The organism is Serratia sp. PF-27 (genome assembly GCF_030053255.1).
Classification (GTDB): Bacteria; Pseudomonadota; Gammaproteobacteria; order Enterobacterales; family Enterobacteriaceae; genus Serratia; species Serratia bockelmannii.
On the sequence record NZ_JASGBT010000015.1, the window covers coordinates 589,853 to 610,853 of the forward strand.

Here is a 21,001-nt window from a genome sequence, read left to right on the forward strand (position 1 = left end):
TCGAATAATAATGACATCTGCACATTCCAACACGTCTGCTTACGATCACCTGCGCGCGCTTTTTAGCCGTCTGTCGCGTTTCGGCCACCTGTCCGCCATCGCCGGTTGGGACATGCAAACCATGATGCCGCCGGGCGGCAGCAAGGCGCGCTCCGAAGCACTGGCCGAGCTGAGCGTGCTGCAGCACCAGCTTTTAACAGCGGAAAGCACCGGCGCGCTGTTGGATCGCGCGCAGCAAGAGACGCTGGACGAGATCGACCGCGCCAACCTGCGCGAAATGCGCCGCCAGTATGAAGACGCGGTGCTGCTACCGGCGTCGCTGGTCGAAGCCAAATCGCTCGCCGGCGCGCGCTGCGAACACGCCTGGCGCGCCCAGCGCCCGGCCAACGACTGGGACGGCTTCGCCGAGAACCTGCGCGAAGTGGTCAAACTCAGCCGGGAAGAGGCGCAGATCCGTGCGCAGGCGGCCGGCACCAGCCGTTACGACGCCCTGCTCAATCTGTATGAACCGGGCATGCGCAGCAGCGATCTCGACCGCATCTTCGGCGATCTGAAAACCTGGCTGCCGGATCTGCTGCAGCGCGTGGTGGCCAAACAGGCTAATGAGCCCTGCCAGGCGCCACAAGGCCCGTTCAATGTGGACACCCAGCGTCAGCTGAGCCTGAGCGTCATGAAACTGCTCGGTTTCAACTTCGACAACGGCCGTGTCGACGTCAGCGCCCACCCGTTCTGCGGCGGCGTGCCGGAAGATGTACGCATCACCACGCGCTACAACGAGAAAGAGTTTTTGACCGCGCTGCTCGGTATCGTGCACGAAACCGGCCACGCCCGTTACGAACAGAACCTGCCGCGCGATCTGCTCGGCCAGCCGGTCGCCCTGGCCCGCTCTACCGCCATCCACGAATCGCAGAGCCTGCTGTTCGAAATGCAGCTGGCGCGCGGCAATGAATTCCTGAAAATCTTGCGTCCGCTGGTCACCGCGCAATTTGGCGAACAGCCGGCGCTGGAAGAAGCCAACTTCATTCGCCTCAACCAGCGCGTTAAACCGGGCCTGATCCGCGTCGACGCCGACGAGGTGAGCTATCCTGCCCACGTCATCCTGCGCTACGAAATTGAAAAAGCGTTGATCGAAGGCGAGGTCGAAGTGGAAGACATTCCGGCATTGTGGAATGAAAAGATGCACGCTTACCTCGGCCTCGACACCATCGGCAACTATCGCAACGGCTGCATGCAGGATATCCACTGGACAGACGGCGCGTTCGGCTACTTCCCGACTTACACCCTCGGCGCGATGTACGCCGCGCAGCTGTTCCACAGCGTGCGCCAGGCCCTGCCTTCGCTGAGCGAGGATATCGCCGCCGGCAATCTGCAGCCGCTGTTCCACTGGCTGCAGCACAACATCTGGCGCCACGGCAGCCGTTTCCCAACCGAGACGCTGATCGCCAACGCGACCGGTGAAGCGCTCAACCCACGCTACTTCCGTCAGCATTTGGAAAACCGCTACCTGTAATCTCTCCTGGCGCGGCCCTGCCGCGCCCTTTTTTCCCCTGGTTGACCTGACACTGTTCCATAGTCCACTTTCCTGCGGGTAACGCCTTGGCTACAGAGTGGCGGGTGGCCACCCACCATTAGTATGTTGTAACTAAAAAAGCAAAAATACCGAACCAACCGGCCTCTCATCCCAATGCATGGCGGGCGATCATCGCCGCCAGCTGCGGCCTCAACGGTGCGGGCAGGTCATGCCCCATGCCCGGCATAATATGCAGCTTGGCGTTGGCGACCGCACGGGCGATCGCCACCCCGCCGGCCTTGCGCACCAGCCGATCGCGATCGCCGTGAATCACCAGCGTCGGCGCGGCGATGCGCCGGCTGTAACGCCGCAGATCGCCGCTGCCGAGCAACGCGGAAAGTTGCCGCTGCATGCCTGCCGGATCCACACCCCGCTTCAGCAACCGCGTCACCAGGGCATCCAGCTCCGCCTCCTCCGGTGGATAAGTCGCGGTGCCAAGCGCGCGCAGAAAGGCCTTCATCCCTTCCTGGCGCTGCTGCAGCGTCATATCGGCGGCAGGCCGGCGCACCAGCAACCACAGCAGCGAAGGCGCCGGCGGCGGCAACAGCGGCTGATTGGTGCTGGAAAACAAGATGCATAACGAGGCGACGCGCTGCGGGTATTCGGCGGCCAGCACCTGGGCGATCATCCCCCCCATCGAAGCGCCCAGTACGTGAGCCTGCGGAATGCGTAAATGATCGAGCAGATGCGCCGCGTCCGTTGCCATGTCCGCCAGGGTATAAGGCACCGGCGTTTGCCAGCCAAGCTGGGCGCGCAACATCAGCAGCCACAATGGCTGTGAGCGTTGTGCCTGCGTTTTTCCTGAAAGGCCGACGTCGCGGTTGTCATAACGGATCACCCGAAATCCCATGGACACCAGGGCGCGGCAGAAGTCGTCAGGCCACAACAGGAGCTGCGCGCCGATGCCCATGATGAGCAACAACGGCGGGTGCGTCTCATCGCCCCAGTCCTCATAGGCCAGCGGCACCTCGCCCTGTTCAGTCACGCCACAACGAATCGTTATCTCGTTCATTTTAAATCCCTTTTTCCTTGTCTGGCGGTCATTATAGCAGCAATCCCCCTCGCCACCGCCGCCCTGTACATTAGGTTACATGCCGAAACCAATCACTCACGGAAAGCCGGACGCCGTTTGCCTACTATCATCTCAACGGCCCCGCAGTGGGGTTGGTACCCAAAAGTCATGTTGAGGATTCTGCGATGAAAAAAGTATTAGCTCTGGTTGTTGCCGCTGCAATGGGTCTGTCTTCCGTGGCTTTCGCTGCCGAGGCTGCCACCACCGCACCTGCGGCTACCGCAACCACCGCCACCGCTGCGCCGGCTAAAGCTCAGGTGAAACACCACGGCAAGAAAGCCCCGGTTCAGAAAGCTCAGGCGGCCAAAAAGCATCACAAAAAAGCCGGCAAGAAAGCCCCGGCGCAAAAAGCCCAGGCGGCTAAAAAGCACCACAAGAAAGCCAGCCACAAAAAAGCGTAATGTCGTGAGGGTCCCCTCACCGTTTCAGGCTTGACGTGTACGACACCCGGTTCACCGGGTGTTTTTTCATCGGGGGGTTCTCATTGATGCTGCGCCGCTACCTGTTCGAGATCGTTCTGACCGCCCTGATCCTTTGCGGACTGATCGCCGTCTTTTTTTACCTGTAGCCTGCCGCATCGCCGGCGGGAAATTATTGAAAAATCAATTATTGCCCATCCACATGGCTGCTAAATCAGTCTATAGTTAGCATTCAGTGTGTTTATGGATGATCCGTATTTGTCAGGCAAGAGATCTATGCGCATATCCGTTTTACTGTTGCTGTGTTCACTCCCGCTCATCGCTTCTCAGGCGGCACGCGCAGACGGCCCGTCCAAGGCCGAGCAAACGCGTCTGTTTTTCGGCAAAGATGAACGAATCAAGGTTACGGATACCGCCGCCAAGCCGTGGCAGGCCATCGGCCAGGTCGAAACAGCCAGCGGCAATCTGTGTACCGCCACGCTGATCTCCCCACACCTGGCGTTGACCGCCGGCCACTGCGTGCTGGCACCGCCGGGGCAATTGGATAAAGCCATCGCTCTGCGCTTCGTGGCGGGTGATAAGTCGTGGCAGTATCAAACCGACAATATCGAGACCCTGGTCGACAGCAAACTGGGCAAAAAGCTGAAGCCGGACGGTGATGGCTGGATCGTCCCGCCCGCCGCGGCCGCTTATGACTTTGCGCTGATCCGTCTGAAAGACAAAAAACCGCTGCCGATCGCACCCTTGCCGCTGTGGCAAGGCGACAGCAAGGCGCTGACTCAGGCCCTGAAACAGGCCAAACGGCTGATAACTCAAGCGGGCTACCCGGAGGATCATCTGGATGACCTCTACAGCCACCAAAACTGCAAGGTCACCGGCTGGGCCCAGCAAAGCGTACTGTCGCACCAGTGCGATACTCTGCCCGGCGACAGCGGTTCGCCGCTGCTGTTGAAAACCGCCGACGGCTGGCAACTGATCGCCATCCAAAGCTCGGCACCGGCGGCGAAAGATCGCTATCGCGCCGATAACCGTGCCCTGGCGGTGCCCGGTATCCGCGAAGCGCTGGACGCGCTGGCGGCAGGCAACTAACCCTCTCTCAACGGCGCATTATGCGCCGTTGCTGTTTCTCTGCTCTGCGAATTTCAACTTGCGCCGCGCCGGCCGCTTGCCGGCCGGTGCGGCTGAGCTTAGCTCGAAAGCTGCTCGATAGTTTGCAGAATGCGCTTATCGGAGATCGGGTAAGGCGTGCCCAACTGTTGCGCGAACAGGCTGACGCGCAGCTCTTCTATCATCCAGCGCACCGCTTTTACTTCTTCCTCCTGCTGTCGCTTCGGCGGCAGCTTGTTCAGCCACTGCTGCCAGGCCTGCTGCACCTGCTCCACCCGCAACATCTGCGCGCGATCGCGGTGCGGATCAATAGCCAGTTTTTCCAACCGCCGCTCGATCGCCTGCAGGTAGCGCAGCGTATCCGGCAGGCGCTTCCATCCGTTGCCAGTCACGAAGCCGCGGTAAACCAGCCCGCCGAGCTGGGTCTTGATGTCCGACAGCGCCAGCGCCAACGACATGTCCACCCGGCCTTTCAGCCGTTTGTTGATGTTGAAGACCGCCGTCAGGATCTGTTCAACCTGCTTGGCCACCTCGACGACCGTGTCGTTCAGCTCGGCGCGGATCTGCTCCTGCAGCCGTGCAAAGTCTGCTTCTTGCCAGACCGGGCCGCCGTGTTCGGCGATCAGCTTGTCGATGCCGCACGATATGCAGTCGTCGATCAGCTCCAGCACCTTGCCGTACGGGTTGAAATAGAGCCCCAGCTTGGCTTTGTTCGGCAGTTTCTCATGCAGGTATTTGATCGGTGAAGGAATATTCAACAACAGCAGGCGACGCGTGCCCTGCCACATCGCCTGTTGCTGCTCGCTTTCGCTGTCGAACAGGCGGATCGCCACGCTGTCCTTTTCATCCACCAGCGCCGGGTATGCCTTCATCGAATAGCCGCCGCGCTTCTGCTCGTAAAACGCCGGCAATTGGCCAAAGCTCCAGACATGCAGGTTACTCTGCTCCAGTCCGTCATCAGCCACCGCCGACAGCGTCTCCTGCACCTTCTCTTTCAACTGCAGGCGCAAGGCGGCCAGATCTTTGCCTTCGCGCAGCGTCTGGTTTTTCTCGCCCACCACGCGGAAGGTCATCTTCAGATGATCGGGCACCTGATCCCACTGCCAGTCATCACGTGACACGGTCACGCCAGTCATGCGCCGCAGCTCGCGCTCCAGCGCGTCCAGCAGCGGCAATTCCAGCGCCGTTACGCGGCCAAGGAACGCCTCGGCGTAGTTCGGTGCCGGCACGAAGTTGCGACGCACCGGTTTCGGCAGCGACTTGATCAGCGCAATCACCAGTTCACGGCGGATGCCGGGGATCTGCCATTCGAAGCCCTGCTCTTCCACCTGGTTGAGGATCGGCAGCGGGATGTGCACCGTCACGCCGTCAGCGTCGGTGCCCGGTTCAAACTGGTAGCTCAGCCGCAGCTTGAGGTTGCCCTGATGCCAGAAGTTCGGGTAATCCAGCGCGCTGATCTTGTTGGCGCCGTCTTTGATCAGCATCTCTTTTTCGAAGTTCAGCAGATCCGGCTGCTGCTTGGCCGCGCTCTTCCACCAGCTGTCGAAATGACGGCCGGACACCACGTCGTTGGGGATGCGGCGATCGTAGAAGCCGAACAGCATTTCGTCATCCACCAGAATGTCGCGGCGGCGCGATTTATGCTCCAGTTCTTCCACCTCGGCGCGCAGCTTTTGGTTTTCGCGGAAGAAGGCGTGGCGCGTCTGCCAGTCTCCCTCTACCAGCGCATGGCGGATAAACAGCTCACGGCACAGCAGCGGATCGATGGCGCCGTAGTTGACCTGGCGCGCCGCAACGATCGGCAGACCAAACAGCGTGACCTTTTCGCTGGCCATCACCGCCCCCTGCGACTTCGACCAGTGCGGTTCGCTGTAGCTGTGTTTCACCAAGTGCTGAGCCAGCGGCTCGATCCATTCCGGTTCGATGCGCGCGGCGATGCGCCCCCACAGGCGGCTGGTTTCCACCAGTTCGGCCACCATGGTCCACTTCGGTGGCTTTTTGAACAGGCCGGAGCCGGGGAAGATCGAGAAGCGGGCGTTGCGCGCGCCGGTAAATTCCTGTTTGTCCGCATCTTTCTGGCCAATGTGCGACAGCAGGCCGGTCAGCAGCGCGGTGTGGACGCTGCGGTAGTCGGAAGGCGTGCTGTTGATCGGCAGCCCCAGTTCTTTCACCACCTGGCGCAGTTGGGTATAGATATCCTGCCACTCGCGCACCCGCAGGTAGTTGAGAAAATCGTTGCGGCACAGCCGGCGGAACTGACTGGAAGAGTTCGCCTTTTGCTGCTCCTGCAGATAATCCCACAGGTTGACGAACGCCAGGAAGTCCGAGTCTTTGTCGGCAAAACGGCGGTGTTTTTCATCCGAGGCCTGCTGCTTATCCATTGGGCGCTCGCGCGGATCCTGAATCGACAGCGCGGCGGTAATGATCATCACCTCGCGCACGCTGCCGCTCTTCTGCGCTTCCAACACCATGCGCGCCAGACGCGGGTCGATCGGCAACTGCGCCAGCTGCCGGCCCTGCGGCGTCAGCTGATAGTGGCCGTTATCGGCGGTGGTGATCGCCCCCAGCTCTTCCAGCAGGCGCACGCCATCCTGAATGTTGCGCTTGTCCGGCGCCTCGACAAACGGAAACGCGGCGATGTCGCCCAGCCCCAGCGAGGTCATCTGCAGAATGACCGACGCCAGGTTGGTGCGCAGAATTTCCGGATCGGTAAACGCCGGCCGCGAGAGGAAATCCTGTTCAGAGTACAGACGGATGCACACGCCCTCCGACACGCGGCCACAGCGCCCTTTACGCTGGTTGGCGGAGGCCTGCGACACCGGCTCGATCGGCAGGCGCTGCACCTTGGTGCGGAAGCTGTAGCGGCTGATGCGCGCGGTGCCCGGATCGATGACGTATTTGATGCCCGGCACCGTCAGCGAGGTTTCCGCCACGTTGGTGGCCAGCACGATGCGGCGGCCGTGGTGCGACTGGAAAACCCGGTTCTGCTCGCTGTTCGACAGGCGCGCATACAGCGGCAGCACCTCGGTGTGCGGCAAATTGAGACGGTTCAAAGCGTCGGCGGTATCGCGGATCTCGCGCTCGCCGCTCATGAAGATCAGAATGTCGCCCGGCCCTTCGCGCCCAAGCTCGTCCACCGCATCGAAAATCGCCTGCAGCTGGTCGCGGTCGGTATCATCGCCGTCGTCCACCACCGGGCGGTAACGCACCTCCACCGGGTAGGTGCGGCCGGAAACCTCGATGATCGGCGCATTGTTGAAGTGGCGCGAGAAACGCTGCGGATCGATGGTCGCCGAGGTGATGATCACCTTGAGATCCGGGCGCTTCGGCAGCAGTTCGCGCAGGTAGCCGAGAATAAAGTCGATATTCAGGCTGCGCTCGTGCGCTTCATCGATGATCAACGTGTCGTACTGCATCAGCAGGCGATCCTGCTGTATCTCCGCCAGCAAGATACCGTCAGTCATCAGCTTGACCAGGGTGTTTTCCCCCACCTGATCGTTGAAGCGCACCTTGTAGCCGACGCTGCCGCCGAGCGGGGTTTCCAGCTCGTCGGCGATGCGGTTGGCGACGGTGCGCGCCGCCAGGCGGCGCGGCTGGGTATGGCCGATCAGCCCTTTCACCCCACGCCCCAGCTCCAGACAGATCTTCGGCAACTGGGTGGTTTTTCCCGAGCCGGTCTCCCCGGCGACGATCACCACCTGGTTGTCGCGGACAGCATTTAAGATGTCCTGCTTTTTCTGGCTGACCGGCAGGCTTTCCGGATAGGTAATGCGCGGGCAAGACGCGGCGCGCGCCTGCACTTTATGCCGCGCCGTCGCGATGTCGCTTTCCACGTCGGCGGCGACCGCCAGCTGGGCATCGGGATTTTTGATTTTTCGTGCGCCCTGCAGGCGACGACGCAGGCGTTGTTGATCGCGGAGCATCAGCTCGCCCAGTTGGGCCGGCAGTGCCTCGAGCGGAGATTTCACGTTCGGTGTTCCTTGTTTCTTCGCCGCCAAGGCCAGGCTTGGCAACGGTTTAATGTTTTTTTAGCGATTTTTTTGCTTTAGCCGCACAGCCTATCACAAACGGCTTTCTCCCCCTACTTCCGCGAGTAAAGCGTCGCCATGTCATTCAATAAAATTGAACGGAGATCTCGAAATATTGCGCTATCACTGTTGGGGGAATGTGAATAGCATGTACTTCATGCAAGGGACGCTGAGTCCTGATGTCACTGTCACAACGTAAGGAATTATCGATGAGCAACGTATTGGTTCTGAAATCAAGCATCCTAGCGACCTACTCTCAGTCTAACCAACTGGCCGATTTCTTCGTAGAGCAATGGAGCAACGCCCACAGCGGCGACACCATCACCGTGCGCGATCTGGCCGCACAGCCAATCCCGGTGCTGGACGGTGAACTGGTCGGCGCGCTGCGTCCTTCCGATGCTCCGTTGACTCCACGTCAACAAGAAGCGCTGGCCCTGTCGGACGAGCTGATCGCCGAGCTGCAGGCCAATGACGTCATCGTGATTGCCGCACCGATGTACAACTTCAACATTCCGACCCAGCTGAAAAACTATTTCGACCTGGTTGCCCGCGCCGGCGTGACCTTCCGTTACACCGAAAACGGTCCGGAAGGCCTGGTAAAAAACAAACGCGCCGTGATCCTGACCAGCCGCGGCGGCATCCATAAAGGCACCCCGACCGACCTGGTAGAACCTTACCTGCGTCTGTTCCTGGGCTTCATCGGCATCACCGACGTGGAGTTCGTCTTCGCGGAAGGCATCGCCTATGGCCCGGAAGTGGCGACCAAAGCACAGGAAGACGCCAAGGCGGCCCTGTCTCAGGTGGTTGCTGCCTAAGACCCTGCGCAGGGGCGCCGAGCCCCTGCCGGACAAGAGGCAAGTCCTGTCAAACCTGCACTACCCTCATAATAATCATCTATCCGTATCTTTTGGCGCGCCAGACGGCGCGCTTTTTTTATTTCTTCAGCCACTGCCCGTTGATGCCGCGCACATACTCGCCGCTCTGCGCCCGCGTCACCAGCTTTTGCCCGGCCATGCGCGCCACTTCGTCGACGGCGATATGGTTGCCGTTCGCCACTTCCTGATACTTCTCGGCGCGGCCGGCGTTGATGCGTTTCACCAGCGCCAGGGTTTCCGCGTCCTGCTTCACCGGCGCGATGTAGCCGCTCAGGGTTTCACCTACCCGCCCTTGCTGCTTCGCCTCATCCAGCGTCAACGCCATCGCCATGCCACTGAACAACCAGGCGGCGCCGGCCAGCCACAAATAACGTTTTTTCATGTCGGCTCCTAGAACAGACCGCTTTGGGTTTTCAGCAGGTTTTCGACGTCCTTATCCACCTTGATATGAATTTCATGCTCGATCTTGACGTTCATATTGATGGTGATCGGATCCTTCGGCGTCGCCACCTCGATGCGCGGCACGCAGCCGCTCAGCAGCGAAACGCACAGCACCGCTGCCAGCGTCGACACACTCATGATTTTCATTGTTGCTCCCCAGGTTGTGAGAGGGCCTGCTCCAGCCACTCCTGTAAATTGTCGCCGAAGCGCAAACTGCGCCACAGCTGAAACACGTTTTCCTGATGGCGATAGTTCAGGATCACCTCGCGCTTGGCGCTTTTCTGCGGGTTGATGCCGTCGATGCGCGCGCTCAGCGTCAACTCGCCCAGGTTGTCGAGATCGACCCGGGCATGCGAACGGTTGATTTCCATGTAGCGCAGCCAGTCGATCGCCGCGCCGGTCGCCAGGTTATTGCTGCCGATGGCGTCGGCCATGTCTTTGTCCAGGCGCAGCGTCAACGTGCCGGCGTTGGCGATCCAGCCGTTTTGCACCAACCACTTCGGATGGTTCAGGAACAGCGGCAGCTCGCCGTCGACCCGGCCGGACATGGCGAACTGCTTCGGTTTCAGGGCGGTAAACAGCGCGCTGAGATCGACCTTATCCAGCTTCAGTACCGCGGCGTCATGCTGCGGCAACCGCAGCGCCGACAGGCTGATATGCCCGTTGAGCATGTCCACGCCGACGTTGCTCAACGTCAGCGGCTGCCCTTCGCTATAAGGATAGGTGCCCTGCAGATCGGCGGAAATGTTCTGCATCTCGAACAGGTTGGTGAAAGACTTGATGCGCAGCGATACCGGCTGTTTAGCTCCCAATTGCCAGTGATGCTGCTTGAAACGGTACGACAGGATGAAATCCAGGCCGCTCATTTCGCCGTCTTTCAGCCACATGCCGCCGTTTTTCACCACCCAGTGGCCACCGGCCTCGAACCCTTGTTCACGGGCGGCGGAAAACGCCGACTGCGCGTAAAACTCGCCGTCGCGCAGCGTGAGATTGAGATCCGGTGCCAACAGCGGTTGGAAGACCTTCAGCGACTGTTTCGGCCACCAGCCTTCGCCGCGCAGACGTTCGCCATCCCAACGGCCGCGCAGCGCGATCGGCCCGATCTGTTGCGCCTGCAGCTTGCCCTGCATCTGGAAACTGTCCGGCGAACGGCCGTTCACCTGCAGCGCCAGCACCGGCGCCGGCAGATAGCCACCGTCGCTGAAGCTGACCTTATCCGCCGCCAGCTGGAATTCGCCGTTGAACTGCGGGCTTTGTTCATCACGCTGCCAGCGCAGCGGCTGGTTGAGGCTCAAGCGCGGCGCGGCGACCGTCACCAGACCGTACTTCAATTTGTCGAAACCGGTGGAGAGCTTGTCGAGCACCAGCTCGCTGTCCTGCCAACGACCGCTGCCGGCGACGTCCCAGGCGGCCTGCAGCGGCGGCAACCGGCCGTTGCCCCAGTAACGCCACTGCCAGTCGCCCTTGTCCGGCCAGAAATCCTGCGCCTGGCCGTCCAGGTGGAGCTTGAAACGCCCCCAATAACTGTCGCTGGCGCTCAAAATCGCCTGCAGGCGGCCGGTGATGCCGGCGGCGGTCACCTTCACGCCGGCCAGCGGTAGACGCGCCTCTTCCAGCGTCATTTCCGGCGTCACTTTGCCCCACAGACGCAGCAGCGAACCTGGCTGCAGAACCAGCGTCGGGTTAAGAATGCTGCCGCCGATCACGCCCGGGATCGACGCGGTGGTGGAGAAATCGGCCAGATTGGCCTGCCCGGTCAGTTGGAAGCGCAGATCGCTGTCGGTCAACCCCACCTTGCCCGGCCCGAGGGTGAGCACCGCATTACCCTTGCCGTTGTGGCCGGCGGTGATCACGTTCAGCCGCGCGCTGATCTCCGTTTCATCCAATCCCTTGCTCCAGTCGTGCAGCGCGATGCTGAGGCCGCCGTTCAACGGCTGTCCGCTGTAGGGCCAACGCCACTCGCCCTGCTTGATGCTGACCCGCTGCGGGGTCACTTCCCACGGCAGCACCGCCAGCGGCCGATCGTCGCCTTTCTCGCTCACCGTCAACACGCCCTGCTGCTGTTGCCAGCGCATATCCAGCAAAACCGGTTTTTCCAGATAGGCCGTCTGCATTTCACCCTGCAACGCGCCCTGCTTCGGCAGGCTGGCCAGATCCAGCGGGAGAGTTATCTTACCGGCGAGGTGCAGCGGTTGCGCGCTGTTGGGCGGGACGACGGTCAGACTCTGCAACGTCAGCTGCTGTTTTTCATCCAGCCGCGCCTCGGCGCTGAGATTCGGTCCCCGATAATGCAGACGTTGCCCGTCGGGGCCGGAGGAAATCTGCAGCTTGCCGGCATAGCGCTGCCAGGGAATAAGCGTCAGATCATTAATGGTGAGATCCAGCGCCGGCAGTTGCCGCTGCAATTGATCGAGCGCGAGCGGCGCGCTGTTGGCGTCGCCGCCCGGCAGTTTTGATAAACAGGCGCTATCGACGCTGACCTTATCGCTCGACAGCTGCCAGCGGCCTTGGCGGTAAGCCAGCCGCGTCGGACCGACGTTGGCCAGCAGGCAATCTTGCGCGGTGAAACGTGCCCCCGGCAGCGCCAGGCCGCCTTGGCGCCAATGCAACTTGCCCTGTAACTCAAGTCGGCTTCCCGCCGGCAACCAATGCGATAACACCCCCGGCAGCCAGCGCGGCAAAGTTTGCCATAACGCCAGCACCAGAATTGCACAGCCCGCCACGGTCCCTATGAATACTTTCAATCGCCTGGTCATTAAATGATTGCTTCGTTCCTGAGTTAGGCATTGGTTAAGTCTATGCCTGAATTGACAATAATGATGGCACGAATTTGACATAGGGTGAAGCTGAGCGGGGTCGCAAAGGTGATTTGCACCTTTTTAGCGCAAACGTGTGCGAAGTTGTAGATTTTCGTTACATATACATCACATAAATAGGACGGTTTTCAGACTTTTGTTATTGTCGTTACCGTTGATGATTAATAGTCTTGCAACCATTCTAATAAAAGTTTAGCTGCTAGCTAACTGTGTACTAGAGAAGCCATTCCCCACACCCCCGTGGGGATTTTTTTGCCGCTAATTTCAAATCACGGCCTCAATAAAAGCCTGTACTATGCGGCTGTCGCTCGCTTTACGCCAGATAGCATAAATATCGCTGCGCATTTCATTCCCGCACTCGGTATACGCAACCTCCCGCTGTCGCGCCAGGCTCTCAGGGACAAACGCATACCCCAACCCCGCGCTTACGCAGGCGAATATCACGTCATAGCATTCCACCTCCAGCAGCGCGGCGGGGATCACTTGCTGCTTTTGCAGCCAGGCGTCCACCAGATGGCGATAGTGGCATTGACGCGAATAAACATAGAGATCGCTTTTTGCCAACAACGCTGGCTGATACGCCCCGCCAATGAAGACCAAACGCTCCTGAAAAGCACGCCGGCTCTGCAGCTGCGGATGTTCTATCGGCCCATCTGAAAACACCACGTCCAGAGTTCCTTTTTGCAATTGAAACTCCAGATCCAGCGAATAACCCTGCACCACACTCAACTGAACGCGGCGGTTCTGCGCACGGTAATGCGCCAACTTTTGCGGCAGATGATGACTCAAGGCGATATCCAGCGCGCCAAGCTTCAGTTCACCCTGCACCGGATCCTGTTCAAGCTGCGCTCGCGCCCGCTCTTCGATAGCCAAAAAGCGCTTGGCTTTATGGTAAAGCGCCCGGCCTTCCGGTGTGAGCGACAGTCGATTGCGCTCACGATCAAATAGCGTAACGCCACACGCCATTTCCAACTCTTTTAATTTCTTGGTCACGTTAGAGGGCACGCAAAACAGCCTCTCAGCCGCTGCCGTGAGACTCTCTGACTCAACCACCATGCAAAAGGTCACCAACTGAGCACGTTTCAACATCACAAGCCTTCACCAAAAATGAATAGCAACGGAACTTTATTTCACTTTTAGTCAACCATCAAGTCCGTAGAATCCTCGCAGTCAGCACATTGCTGCCGCCTGGAAATTCCAGTTTCATTATCGACTGAGGAAATAAACCATGATCACGCTCAATGTCTTTTTTCAGGTCAATCCGGCCAAGCGCCCCGCGTTTCTCAGCCTGCTCAACACCATGGTGCAGGAATCCAATAAAGAAACCGGCTGCTCTTTTTACCAGCTTTGGCAATGCCAGAACGATGAAAACAGCTACGCGCTGATCGAAAACTGGGACGATAATGCGGCGCTTTCGGCACACCAGAAAACCCCGCATTGGGTCGCCTTTAACGATGCCGTCAACGGGTACTTGACCCATGACTACGATGAGCATCATTACACGGAAATCGCTCGCTAACATCGCGTGAACCGGCCCAATGCGGGCCGGTTTCATCCTCCTGGTTGACCGAACAAACCCCACGCTGGCCAAACCGCTAACCAATTGTCGAATTTACTAAAATCTGTTAAATTGATCACAAAATCACGGTGGAGAAACCACGATGAAATTGGCGATATACAGTACCAAACAGTATGACCGTAAATATCTCGAACTGGTGAATCAGCAGTTTGGCTATGAGCTGGAATTCTTCGACTTTTTACTCAGCAAAAAAACCGCCAAAACGGCCGCCGGTTGCAAGGCGGTGTGTATCTTCGTCAACGACGACGGCAGCCGTGAAGTGCTCGAAGAACTGGCGGCACTGGGCGTCGAGATCCTCGCCCTGCGCTGCGCCGGTTTTAATAACGTCGATCTGGACGCCGCCAAAGAACTGGGCATCAAGGTGGTGCGCGTGCCGGCCTACTCGCCGGAGGCCGTGGCAGAACACGCGGTAGGCATGATGATGTGCCTGAACCGCCGTATTCACCGCGCTTATCAACGCACTCGCGACGCCAACTTCTCGCTAGAAGGGCTGATCGGTTTTAACATGCACAACCGCACCGCCGGCGTGATCGGCACCGGTAAAATCGGCGTGGCGACGATGCGCATTTTGAAAGGCTTCGGCATGAAGCTGCTGGCCTACGATCCGTTCCCGAGCGAACAGGCGCTGGCGCTGGGCGCGGAGTATGTCGACCTGAAAACGCTGTACGCGCAATCCGACGTGATTACCCTGCACTGCCCGTTGACGCCGGAAAACCACCATCTGCTGAATGCCGACGCCTTCGCGATGATGAAAAACGGCGTAATGGTGATCAACACCAGCCGCGGCGCGCTGATCGACTCTACCGCCGCCATCGACGCGTTGAAGCAGCAAAAAATCGGCGCGCTCGGGATGGACGTCTACGAGAACGAACGCGATCTGTTCTTTGAAGACAAGTCTAACGACGTGATTCAGGATGACGTGTTCCGCCGCCTGTCGGCCTGCCACAACGTGCTGTTCACCGGCCATCAGGCTTTCCTGACCGAAGAGGCGCTGACCAGCATTTCGCAAACCACGCTGCAGAACATCAGCCTGTTGGATCGCGGCGAAGCCTGCCCGAACCAGCTGAACGCCTGAGCGTAACTTCGGGGCGCCCTTGCGGCGCCCTGTTTATTTGAGAGAACGCAATGAGAAAAACCACGGTGGCCGCCCTTACGACGCTGGTCCTAGGGGGATGCAGCATGAAACCACAGTCTACCGTCACACCCGGCGATCTGTTGCATCACAACTTCGTGTTGCAGAGCGTAGATGGTGAAGCGGCACAATCACGAACGGATGGCGGCCTGCTCAATTTGGAATTTGGCGAGAACCTGCATGTCTCCGGCGCGATGTGCAACCGCTTCTTCGGCCAGGGGCAGTTACGCGACGGCGTGCTGACGGTAAAACCGTTGGCCTCGACGCGCAAGCTGTGCCCTGATGAGCAGCGCAACCGCTGGGATCAGGTGATCGGCACCGTGCTCGAAAACGGCGCCGACGTGATGCTGAACGCGCAGCAACTGACGCTCAACGGCAGCGGCCACACGCTGGTTTATACCCTGCGCGACTGGGTGTATTGATCCGGGCCTGTCGCTGCGGGCTTACCCGGCGCAGCTGCCCAGGCCCAGCGTGCGTTCTTCGCACTGCTTGCCATTCGGCATTTGGCACATGCGCAGCGCTTCACCGTTCAGGTTATGCGCGATGGTAGTAACGCCACCGACCGCCGCGCAACCGGCGCTGGTCTGCAACGTATTGATTCTGGCACTGTTGCCCTGCTGTACTGGCTCTTCGTTATTGCTGCTGCAGGCGGCTAAAAGCAGCACGGCGCTGGCAAGCAACCATTTTGATGTCGTCATTATCCCACTCCTGAACCCGGAACTGCGCTGTGTAAAATCGCCATTGCTGATAACGCGCGTCACTTAGCGGACACGTTTCGCTATCTTTGATGCAAACTTGTTTAATCTAGCTCGATATATAAATAATGAAAATATATTCCAGCCATTATTTGTCATTTTTTTGCACCGGCCGGACATTTATTTTGTTTGCAGAATATTTCCGCCCCGGCGCGATACGCCAAACGTGACAGCGCCACCCTGTGCCTGGCCCCGGCCGCACGCAGAAAGTGATAACGTCACCGCTGCTGACGAAGAGATTTCTCCCGCGACATCGGTATTCATTATCTTCACGTGCTTTCAGTGAGACGACGCATTTTTTGCTACCGGAGAGGACGATATTTACGTCTATGCTGGCGGCGCTAAGTAATTAGCATTCCACTATTTTCAGTGAATGATGGCTGAATTCTTCAACCGGCGCGACTTGCTGTCACGCCGGCCTTTTTTCACATTAAAATAACACTCAGTGCACCGAGGCTTTAGACAGTAAATTAATCACCAGCACGCCGGCAATAATTAATCCCATGCCGACAATCGCTGGCCAATCCAATTTTTGCTGGTAAACGAATACCGCGGCGATCGACACCAGCACGATGCCCATACCCGACCAAATCGCATACACGATGCCCAGCGGCATGCTCTTGACCACCATCGACAGCCCCCAAAAGGCCACGCCGTAACCCAGCACCACCAGCAGCGACGGCCACAGGCGGGTAAAGCCCTCGGAGGCTTTCAACATGGTGGTGGCGATCACTTCCGCGACTATCGCCATCGTCAAATACATAAATGCGCTCATGATTTTCTTCTGTCAGTTTGCCGATGCGCAATTATGACGCGCCGGAAATAAATTGTCTTTAAACGGTCAAAACAATTTATTGCCACTGCATCTCATTCGGCGAGGAAATACGCCATTGACGATTTATCACCCGCCACACAAACGCGATAAAGCCACGTTCAAACCCTCTGTTAGACTTTTTCCCATTACTGCGAAAGTGTGCTTTCGCGGCTTTGTGAGCAATGAAAAGGTAATATCGATGATAACTACAGATGGTAATAACGCAGTCGCTTCCGTGGCCTATCGCACCAACGAAGTGATTGCCATCTACCCTATCACGCCAAGTTCCACCATGGCGGAGCAAGCAGACGCTTGGTCAGGCGATGGCCGGCAAAACATCTGGGGCGATACTCCGCGGGTGGTGGAAATGCAGTCTGAGGGCGGCGCGATCGCCACCGTGCACGGCGCCTTGCAAACCGGCGCACTGTCGACTTCGTTCACTTCATCGCAGGGTCTGCTGCTGATGATCCCGACGCTGTACAAACTGGCCGGAGAGCTGACGCCGTTCGTGCTGCACGTCGCCGCCCGCACCGTAGCCACACACGCGCTGTCGATCTTCGGCGACCATTCGGACGTGATGGCGGTGCGCCAAACCGGCTGCGCCATGCTGTGCGCCAGCAACGTGCAGGAGGCGCAGGACTTCGCGCTGATCTCACAGACGGCCACTCTCAACGCGCGCGTGCCGTTTATCCACTTCTTCGACGGGTTCCGCACCTCGCACGAAATCAACAAGATCGTGCCGCTCAGCGACGATACGCTGCGGCAAATGCTGCCGCAGGCGGCGATCGACGCTCACCGCCGCCGGGCGCTGTCGCCCGATCATCCGGTGGTGCGCGGCACTTCCGCCAACCCGGACACCTATTTCCAGTCGCGCGAAGCCACCAACCCGTGGTATGACGCCACCGGCCAACACGTGATCGACGCCATGGCGGCCTTCGCCGCCCTCACCGGCCGCCACTATCGGCCGTTCGACTATTACGGCCACCCGCAGGCCGAGCGCGTGGTGGTGGTGATGGGATCCGCCGCCGGCACCTGCGAAGAGGTGATTGACACCCTGCTGGCCCGCGGCGAGAAAGTCGGCGTGCTGAAAGTCCGGTTGTTCCGGCCGTTCTCCGCCAAATACCTGCTCGGCGCGCTGCCGGACAGCGTGCGCAACGTCGCGGTGCTCGATCGCACCAAAGAACCGGGCGCGCTGGCCGAACCGCTGTATCTGGACGTGATGACCGCGCTGGCGGAGGCCTACAGCCGGGGTGAGCGCGCCACGCTGCCGCGGGTGATCGGCGGCCGTTACGGCCTGTCGTCGAAAGAGTTCGGCCCGGACTGTGCGCTGGCGGTGTTTCGCGAGCTGGCCCAGCCGCAGCCGCGCCCGCGCTTTACCGTCGGCATCTTCGATGATGTCACCGGGCTTTCACTGCCGCTGAGCGACGAAATCCTGCCGCAGCGCGCCTCGCTGGAAGCGCTGTTCTACGGTTTGGGCAGCGACGGTTCGGTCTCGGCCACCAAGAACAACATCAAAATCATCGGCAACGCCACGCCGCTGTATGCGCAGGGCTATTTCGTCTACGACTCCAAAAAGGCCGGCGGCCTGACGGTGTCGCATCTGCGCGTCAGCGAGCAGCCGATCAATTCGGCCTATCTGGTCAGCCAGGCGGATTTCGTCGGCTGCCACCAGCTGCAGTTTATCGATAAGTATCAGATGGTTGAACGTCTCAAACCCGGCGGTACCTTCCTGCTCAATACCCCTTACGGCGCCGACGAGGTCTGGTCACGCTTGCCGCAGGAGGTACAGGCGCTGCTGCATCAACGCCAGGCGCGTTTCTATATCATCAACGCCGCCAAGCTGGCGCGCGAATGCCGGCTCGGCGCGCGCATCAACACCGTAATGCAGATGGCGTTCTTCCACCTGACGCAGATCCTGCCGAGCGACGTGGCGCTGCAACAGCTGCAGGATGCCATCGCGCGCAGCTACAGCAACAAGGGCCAGGAGATCGTCGAGCGCAACTGGCAGGCGCTGGGCGCCACCCGTGGCGCACTGATTGAAATTCCACTGCAGCCGGTCGACGACAGCAGCCCGATGCGCCCACCGGTGGTCTCGGACGCCGCGCCGGACTTCGTCAAAACCGTTACCGCCGCGATGCTGGCCGGGCTGGGCGATGCGCTGCCGGTTTCCGCCTTCCCGCCGGACGGCACCTGGCCGGTGGGCACCACCCAGTGGGAAAAGCGCAACATCGCCGAAGAGATCCCGGTCTGGCAGCCCGATCTGTGCACCCAGTGCAACCACTGCGTCGCCGCCTGCCCGCACTCCGCCATTCGCGCCAAAGTGGTTCAGCCGTCGGAGATGGAACACGCCCCCGCTTCCCTGCAGTCTCTGGATGTCAAATCACGCGATATGCGCGGCCAGAAATACGTACTGCAAGTGGCGCCGGAAGATTGCACCGGCTGTAACCTGTGCGTCGAGGTCTGCCCGGCGAAAGATCGCCAGAACCCAGAGATCAAGGCCATCAACATGGCTTCGCGCCTCGATAATCTGACGGCGGAAAAAGACAACTACGACTTCTTCCTGCAGCTGCCGGAAATCGATCCAGCGCAGCTGGAGCGCATCGACATTCGCACCTCGCAGCTGATCACGCCGCTGTTCGAATACTCCGGTGCCTGCTCCGGCTGCGGCGAAACGCCGTACATCAAGCTGCTGACCCAGCTCTATGGCGACCGTTTGCTGATCGCCAACGCCACCGGCTGTTCCTCGATCTACGGCGGCAATCTGCCGACCACGCCTTACACCACCAACGCCGAAGGGCGCGGGCCGGCGTGGGCCAACTCGCTGTTCGAAGACAACGCCGAATTCGGCCTGGGCTTCCGCCTGACGGTCGATCAACATCGCGCACGGGTGCTGCGCCTGCTGAATTCGCTGGCGCCGCAGCTGCCGGAGCAGTTGGTCAATGCCCTGCAGATGGAAGATGTGGCACCGGAGCCGCGCCGGAAGCAAATCGCCGAACTGCGCACGCTGCTGGCGAGTATTGGAGGTGAAGACGCACGCCAGCTGGCGGCCGACGCCGACTACCTGGTGGATAAATCCATCTGGCTGATCGGCGGGGACGGCTGGGCCTACGACATCGGCTTCGGCGGTTTGGATCACGTCCTCAGCCTGACGGAGAACGTCAACGTGCTGGTGCTCGACACCCAGTGCTACTCCAACACCGGCGGCCAGCAGTCGAAAGCCACACCGCTTGGCGCGGTGACCAAGTTCGGCGAACACGGCAAGCGCAAGGCGCGCAAAGATTTGGGCGTCAGCATGATGATGTACGGCCATGTCTACGTCGCGCAGATCTCGCTGGGGGCGCAGCTTAACCAAACGGTGAAAGCGATTCAGGAGGCCGAGGCCTATCCGGGGCCGTCGCTGATCATCGCCTACAGCCCGTGCGAAGAGCACGGCTACGATCTGGCGCTCAGTCACGATCAGATGAAACAGCTGACCGCCACCGGCTTCTGGCCGCTGTACCGCTTCGATCCGCGCCGCAGCGCCGAGGGCAAGGCCGCGTTAGCGTTGGATTCGCGGCCGCCAAACAGCAACCTGTCGGAAACGCTGCTGAAAGAACAGCGTTTCCGCCGCCTGAACGCTCAGCAGCCGGAGGTGGCCAGCGCGCTGTATCAGGCCGCCGAGAAAGAGCTGAAGGAGAAATACGATTTCCTCAGCCTGCTGGCCGGTAAGGCGGAAAAGTCCGCTGCTGAGTAACCTCCCTCAGGGCGCGAGCGATTCGCGCCCTGTTGCTTTTCCTTCTATTCTCATTGCCATTGCGCAGAAACCAAAGGAAGCCAAAGAACGCATGGAAATCATCATCTCAGATCGCAGCCATTCGGAAGCATTGGTCGATATCATCATCGAAATGGAAGAATATTATTTCGGCCCCGACGTGATAAAACGCCAAGAGGTGCTCCCTTACCTCAATAACGCCCTGTTTGGCCCCTACTCAGGTATTACTGTCGCCAGTGCTTGGTCACAAGGTAAGGTCTGCGGATTTTGTACCTTTTGCATCATGCACCCTGCCCCTAAGCTCAGCGGTCAAATGTTTATGAAAGAGCTGTTCGTCAGCCGCACTGCCAGAGGGTTGGGCGTAGGCAAGGCAATGATGCGTTTTATCGCAACCATTGCGCTCGAACATGGCTGTAGCCGTCTGGACTGGACAGCTGAAAAGTCCAACCCCAACGCCGGGCTTTTCTATCGCCGGCTGGGCGCCGACGAAGTCACGGCCAAACAGTACTTCCGTCTGGAAAACGACGCGTTGCGTGCTTTCGCTCGCCCCAATACTGAGTAATTCACATCGCCCCTTCTGCCGCGAAGAAGATCGTTGGGATGACTCAATAAAACCCGCTGGCATTCCTGCGCGTAATCCGT

General features: G+C 59.6%; 19 protein-coding genes. 10 read left to right on the forward strand and 9 right to left on the reverse strand.

All coding sequences use genetic code 11. The annotated features are described in order from the left end of the window. The first annotated feature begins 10 nt into the window (after positions 1 to 10). On the forward strand, positions 11 to 1,510 hold the full coding sequence (locus QMZ29_RS07655) for a carboxypeptidase M32 (protein ID WP_025302973.1): 1,500 nt from the start codon (positions 11 to 13) through the stop codon (positions 1,508 to 1,510). A gap of 166 nt (positions 1,511 to 1,676) precedes the next feature. Here QMZ29_RS07655 and QMZ29_RS07660 read toward each other — a convergent pair whose 3' ends face one another. Next, a complete protein-coding gene (locus tag QMZ29_RS07660; protein WP_043143620.1) occupies positions 1,677 to 2,582 on the reverse strand; it encodes an alpha/beta fold hydrolase in 906 nt (301 codons plus the stop codon). A gap of 185 nt (positions 2,583 to 2,767) precedes the next feature. On the opposite strand from QMZ29_RS07660, the gene asr reads away from it, so the two are divergent. From asr to QMZ29_RS07670, 3 genes are all read left to right on the forward strand, one after another. After that, complete coding sequence (gene asr, locus QMZ29_RS07665; protein ID WP_025302975.1) at positions 2,768 to 3,043, forward strand: acid resistance repetitive basic protein Asr; 276 nt, start codon at positions 2,768 to 2,770, stop codon at positions 3,041 to 3,043. An 86-nt stretch (positions 3,044 to 3,129) separates the two neighbouring features. Beyond that, positions 3,130 to 3,210, forward strand: coding sequence for a small membrane protein YdgU (ydgU, locus tag QMZ29_RS25815; protein WP_455677416.1), 81 nt, complete (start codon positions 3,130 to 3,132; stop codon positions 3,208 to 3,210). 127 nt (positions 3,211 to 3,337) lie between these two features. After that, the gene (locus QMZ29_RS07670) at positions 3,338 to 4,150 is read left to right on the forward strand and encodes a trypsin-like serine peptidase (RefSeq protein ID WP_025302976.1); all 813 of its coding nucleotides are present in this window, start codon (positions 3,338 to 3,340) and stop codon (positions 4,148 to 4,150) included. Between the two features lie 98 nt (positions 4,151 to 4,248). Here QMZ29_RS07670 and hrpA read toward each other — a convergent pair whose 3' ends face one another. Beyond that, positions 4,249 to 8,136, reverse strand: coding sequence for an ATP-dependent RNA helicase HrpA (hrpA, locus tag QMZ29_RS07675; protein WP_261424688.1), 3,888 nt, complete (start codon positions 8,134 to 8,136; stop codon positions 4,249 to 4,251). 269 nt (positions 8,137 to 8,405) lie between these two features. Between hrpA and azoR the strand changes: the two genes are divergently transcribed. After that, positions 8,406 to 9,011 (forward strand): FMN-dependent NADH-azoreductase, encoded by a 606-nt coding sequence (gene azoR / locus QMZ29_RS07680; RefSeq protein ID WP_015377994.1) that lies wholly within the window; start codon positions 8,406 to 8,408, stop codon positions 9,009 to 9,011. Here the strand turns inward: azoR and QMZ29_RS25820 are convergent. The 5 genes from QMZ29_RS25820 to QMZ29_RS07700 all read right to left on the reverse strand — a co-directional run bounded on the left by QMZ29_RS25820 (position 9,008) and on the right by QMZ29_RS07700 (position 13,417). Next, a complete protein-coding gene (locus tag QMZ29_RS25820; protein WP_127145959.1) occupies positions 9,008 to 9,145 on the reverse strand; it encodes a hypothetical protein in 138 nt (45 codons plus the stop codon). The two genes, azoR and QMZ29_RS25820, sit on opposite strands and share 4 nt — an antisense overlap. Beyond that, the gene (locus QMZ29_RS07685) at positions 9,130 to 9,453 is read right to left on the reverse strand and encodes a YdbL family probable chaperone protein (protein ID WP_025302978.1); all 324 of its coding nucleotides are present in this window, start codon (positions 9,451 to 9,453) and stop codon (positions 9,130 to 9,132) included. Before QMZ29_RS07685 ends, QMZ29_RS25820 begins: the two co-directional genes overlap by 16 nt. An 8-nt stretch (positions 9,454 to 9,461) precedes the next feature. Beyond that, the gene (locus tag QMZ29_RS07690; RefSeq protein ID WP_025302979.1) at positions 9,462 to 9,659 is read right to left on the reverse strand and encodes a YnbE family lipoprotein; all 198 of its coding nucleotides are present in this window, start codon (positions 9,657 to 9,659) and stop codon (positions 9,462 to 9,464) included. Continuing rightward, the gene (locus tag QMZ29_RS07695) at positions 9,656 to 12,268 is read right to left on the reverse strand and encodes a YdbH family protein (RefSeq protein ID WP_147823854.1); all 2,613 of its coding nucleotides are present in this window, start codon (positions 12,266 to 12,268) and stop codon (positions 9,656 to 9,658) included. Before QMZ29_RS07695 ends, QMZ29_RS07690 begins: the two co-directional genes overlap by 4 nt. Positions 12,269 to 12,592: 324 nt before the next feature. Beyond that, positions 12,593 to 13,417, reverse strand: a complete 825-nt coding sequence (locus QMZ29_RS07700; RefSeq protein WP_080287156.1) for a LysR family transcriptional regulator — start codon at positions 13,415 to 13,417, stop codon at positions 12,593 to 12,595. Between the two features lie 139 nt (positions 13,418 to 13,556). Here QMZ29_RS07700 and QMZ29_RS07705 point away from each other — a divergent pair, with 139 nt between their 5' ends. From QMZ29_RS07705 to hslJ, 3 genes are all read left to right on the forward strand, one after another. After that, entirely contained in the window at positions 13,557 to 13,847 is a 291-nt protein-coding gene (locus tag QMZ29_RS07705; protein WP_261424691.1) for a putative quinol monooxygenase, read from the forward strand. Between the two features lie 142 nt (positions 13,848 to 13,989). Next, entirely contained in the window at positions 13,990 to 14,982 is a 993-nt protein-coding gene (locus QMZ29_RS07710) for a 2-hydroxyacid dehydrogenase (protein ID WP_025302983.1), read from the forward strand. Between the two features lie 50 nt (positions 14,983 to 15,032). Next, positions 15,033 to 15,461 (forward strand): heat shock protein HslJ, encoded by a 429-nt coding sequence (gene hslJ / locus QMZ29_RS07715; RefSeq protein ID WP_043143628.1) that lies wholly within the window; start codon positions 15,033 to 15,035, stop codon positions 15,459 to 15,461. 21 nt (positions 15,462 to 15,482) lie between these two features. Here the strand turns inward: hslJ and QMZ29_RS07720 are convergent, their stop codons facing one another. Next, entirely contained in the window at positions 15,483 to 15,737 is a 255-nt protein-coding gene (locus tag QMZ29_RS07720; RefSeq protein WP_015377999.1) for a DUF333 domain-containing protein, read from the reverse strand. 499 nt (positions 15,738 to 16,236) lie between these two features. Further along, positions 16,237 to 16,569 carry a multidrug efflux SMR transporter SsmE gene (gene ssmE / locus QMZ29_RS07725; protein WP_025302985.1) on the reverse strand — a complete coding sequence of 111 codons (333 nt, stop codon included), beginning with the start codon at positions 16,567 to 16,569 and terminating at the stop codon, positions 16,237 to 16,239. 238 nt (positions 16,570 to 16,807) lie between these two features. On the opposite strand from ssmE, the gene nifJ reads away from it, so the two are divergent. Beyond that, the gene (gene nifJ / locus QMZ29_RS07730) at positions 16,808 to 20,341 is read left to right on the forward strand and encodes a pyruvate:ferredoxin (flavodoxin) oxidoreductase (protein ID WP_261424703.1); all 3,534 of its coding nucleotides are present in this window, start codon (positions 16,808 to 16,810) and stop codon (positions 20,339 to 20,341) included. A 91-nt stretch (positions 20,342 to 20,432) separates the two neighbouring features. Continuing rightward, complete coding sequence (locus QMZ29_RS07735) at positions 20,433 to 20,921, forward strand: GNAT family N-acetyltransferase (RefSeq protein ID WP_197780405.1); 489 nt, start codon at positions 20,433 to 20,435, stop codon at positions 20,919 to 20,921. The last annotated feature ends 80 nt before the right edge of the window (positions 20,922 to 21,001 follow it).

Excerpts from the sequence above, each read along its gene's own strand:
- QMZ29_RS07655 (WP_025302973.1), top strand. The coding sequence starts at position 11 with ATGACATCTGCACATTCCAACACGTCTGCTTACGATCACCTGCGCGCG.
- QMZ29_RS07660 (WP_043143620.1), bottom strand. The coding sequence starts at position 2,582 with ATGAACGAGATAACGATTCGTTGTGGCGTGACTGAACAGGGCGAGGTG.
- asr (WP_025302975.1), top strand. The coding sequence starts at position 2,768 with ATGAAAAAAGTATTAGCTCTGGTTGTTGCCGCTGCAATGGGTCTGTCT.
- ydgU (WP_455677416.1), top strand. The coding sequence starts at position 3,130 with ATGCTGCGCCGCTACCTGTTCGAGATCGTTCTGACCGCCCTGATCCTT.
- QMZ29_RS07670 (WP_025302976.1), top strand. The coding sequence starts at position 3,338 with ATGCGCATATCCGTTTTACTGTTGCTGTGTTCACTCCCGCTCATCGCT.
- azoR (WP_015377994.1), top strand. The coding sequence starts at position 8,406 with ATGAGCAACGTATTGGTTCTGAAATCAAGCATCCTAGCGACCTACTCT.
- QMZ29_RS07685 (WP_025302978.1), bottom strand. The coding sequence starts at position 9,453 with ATGAAAAAACGTTATTTGTGGCTGGCCGGCGCCGCCTGGTTGTTCAGT.
- QMZ29_RS07690 (WP_025302979.1), bottom strand. The coding sequence starts at position 9,659 with ATGAAAATCATGAGTGTGTCGACGCTGGCAGCGGTGCTGTGCGTTTCG.
- QMZ29_RS07695 (WP_147823854.1), bottom strand. The coding sequence starts at position 12,268 with ATGACCAGGCGATTGAAAGTATTCATAGGGACCGTGGCGGGCTGTGCA.
- QMZ29_RS07700 (WP_080287156.1), bottom strand. The coding sequence starts at position 13,417 with ATGTTGAAACGTGCTCAGTTGGTGACCTTTTGCATGGTGGTTGAGTCA.
- QMZ29_RS07705 (WP_261424691.1), top strand. The coding sequence starts at position 13,557 with ATGATCACGCTCAATGTCTTTTTTCAGGTCAATCCGGCCAAGCGCCCC.
- QMZ29_RS07710 (WP_025302983.1), top strand. The coding sequence starts at position 13,990 with ATGAAATTGGCGATATACAGTACCAAACAGTATGACCGTAAATATCTC.
- hslJ (WP_043143628.1), top strand. The coding sequence starts at position 15,033 with ATGAGAAAAACCACGGTGGCCGCCCTTACGACGCTGGTCCTAGGGGGA.
- QMZ29_RS07720 (WP_015377999.1), bottom strand. The coding sequence starts at position 15,737 with ATGACGACATCAAAATGGTTGCTTGCCAGCGCCGTGCTGCTTTTAGCC.
- ssmE (WP_025302985.1), bottom strand. The coding sequence starts at position 16,569 with ATGAGCGCATTTATGTATTTGACGATGGCGATAGTCGCGGAAGTGATC.
- nifJ (WP_261424703.1), top strand. The coding sequence starts at position 16,808 with ATGATAACTACAGATGGTAATAACGCAGTCGCTTCCGTGGCCTATCGC.
- QMZ29_RS07735 (WP_197780405.1), top strand. The coding sequence starts at position 20,433 with ATGGAAATCATCATCTCAGATCGCAGCCATTCGGAAGCATTGGTCGAT.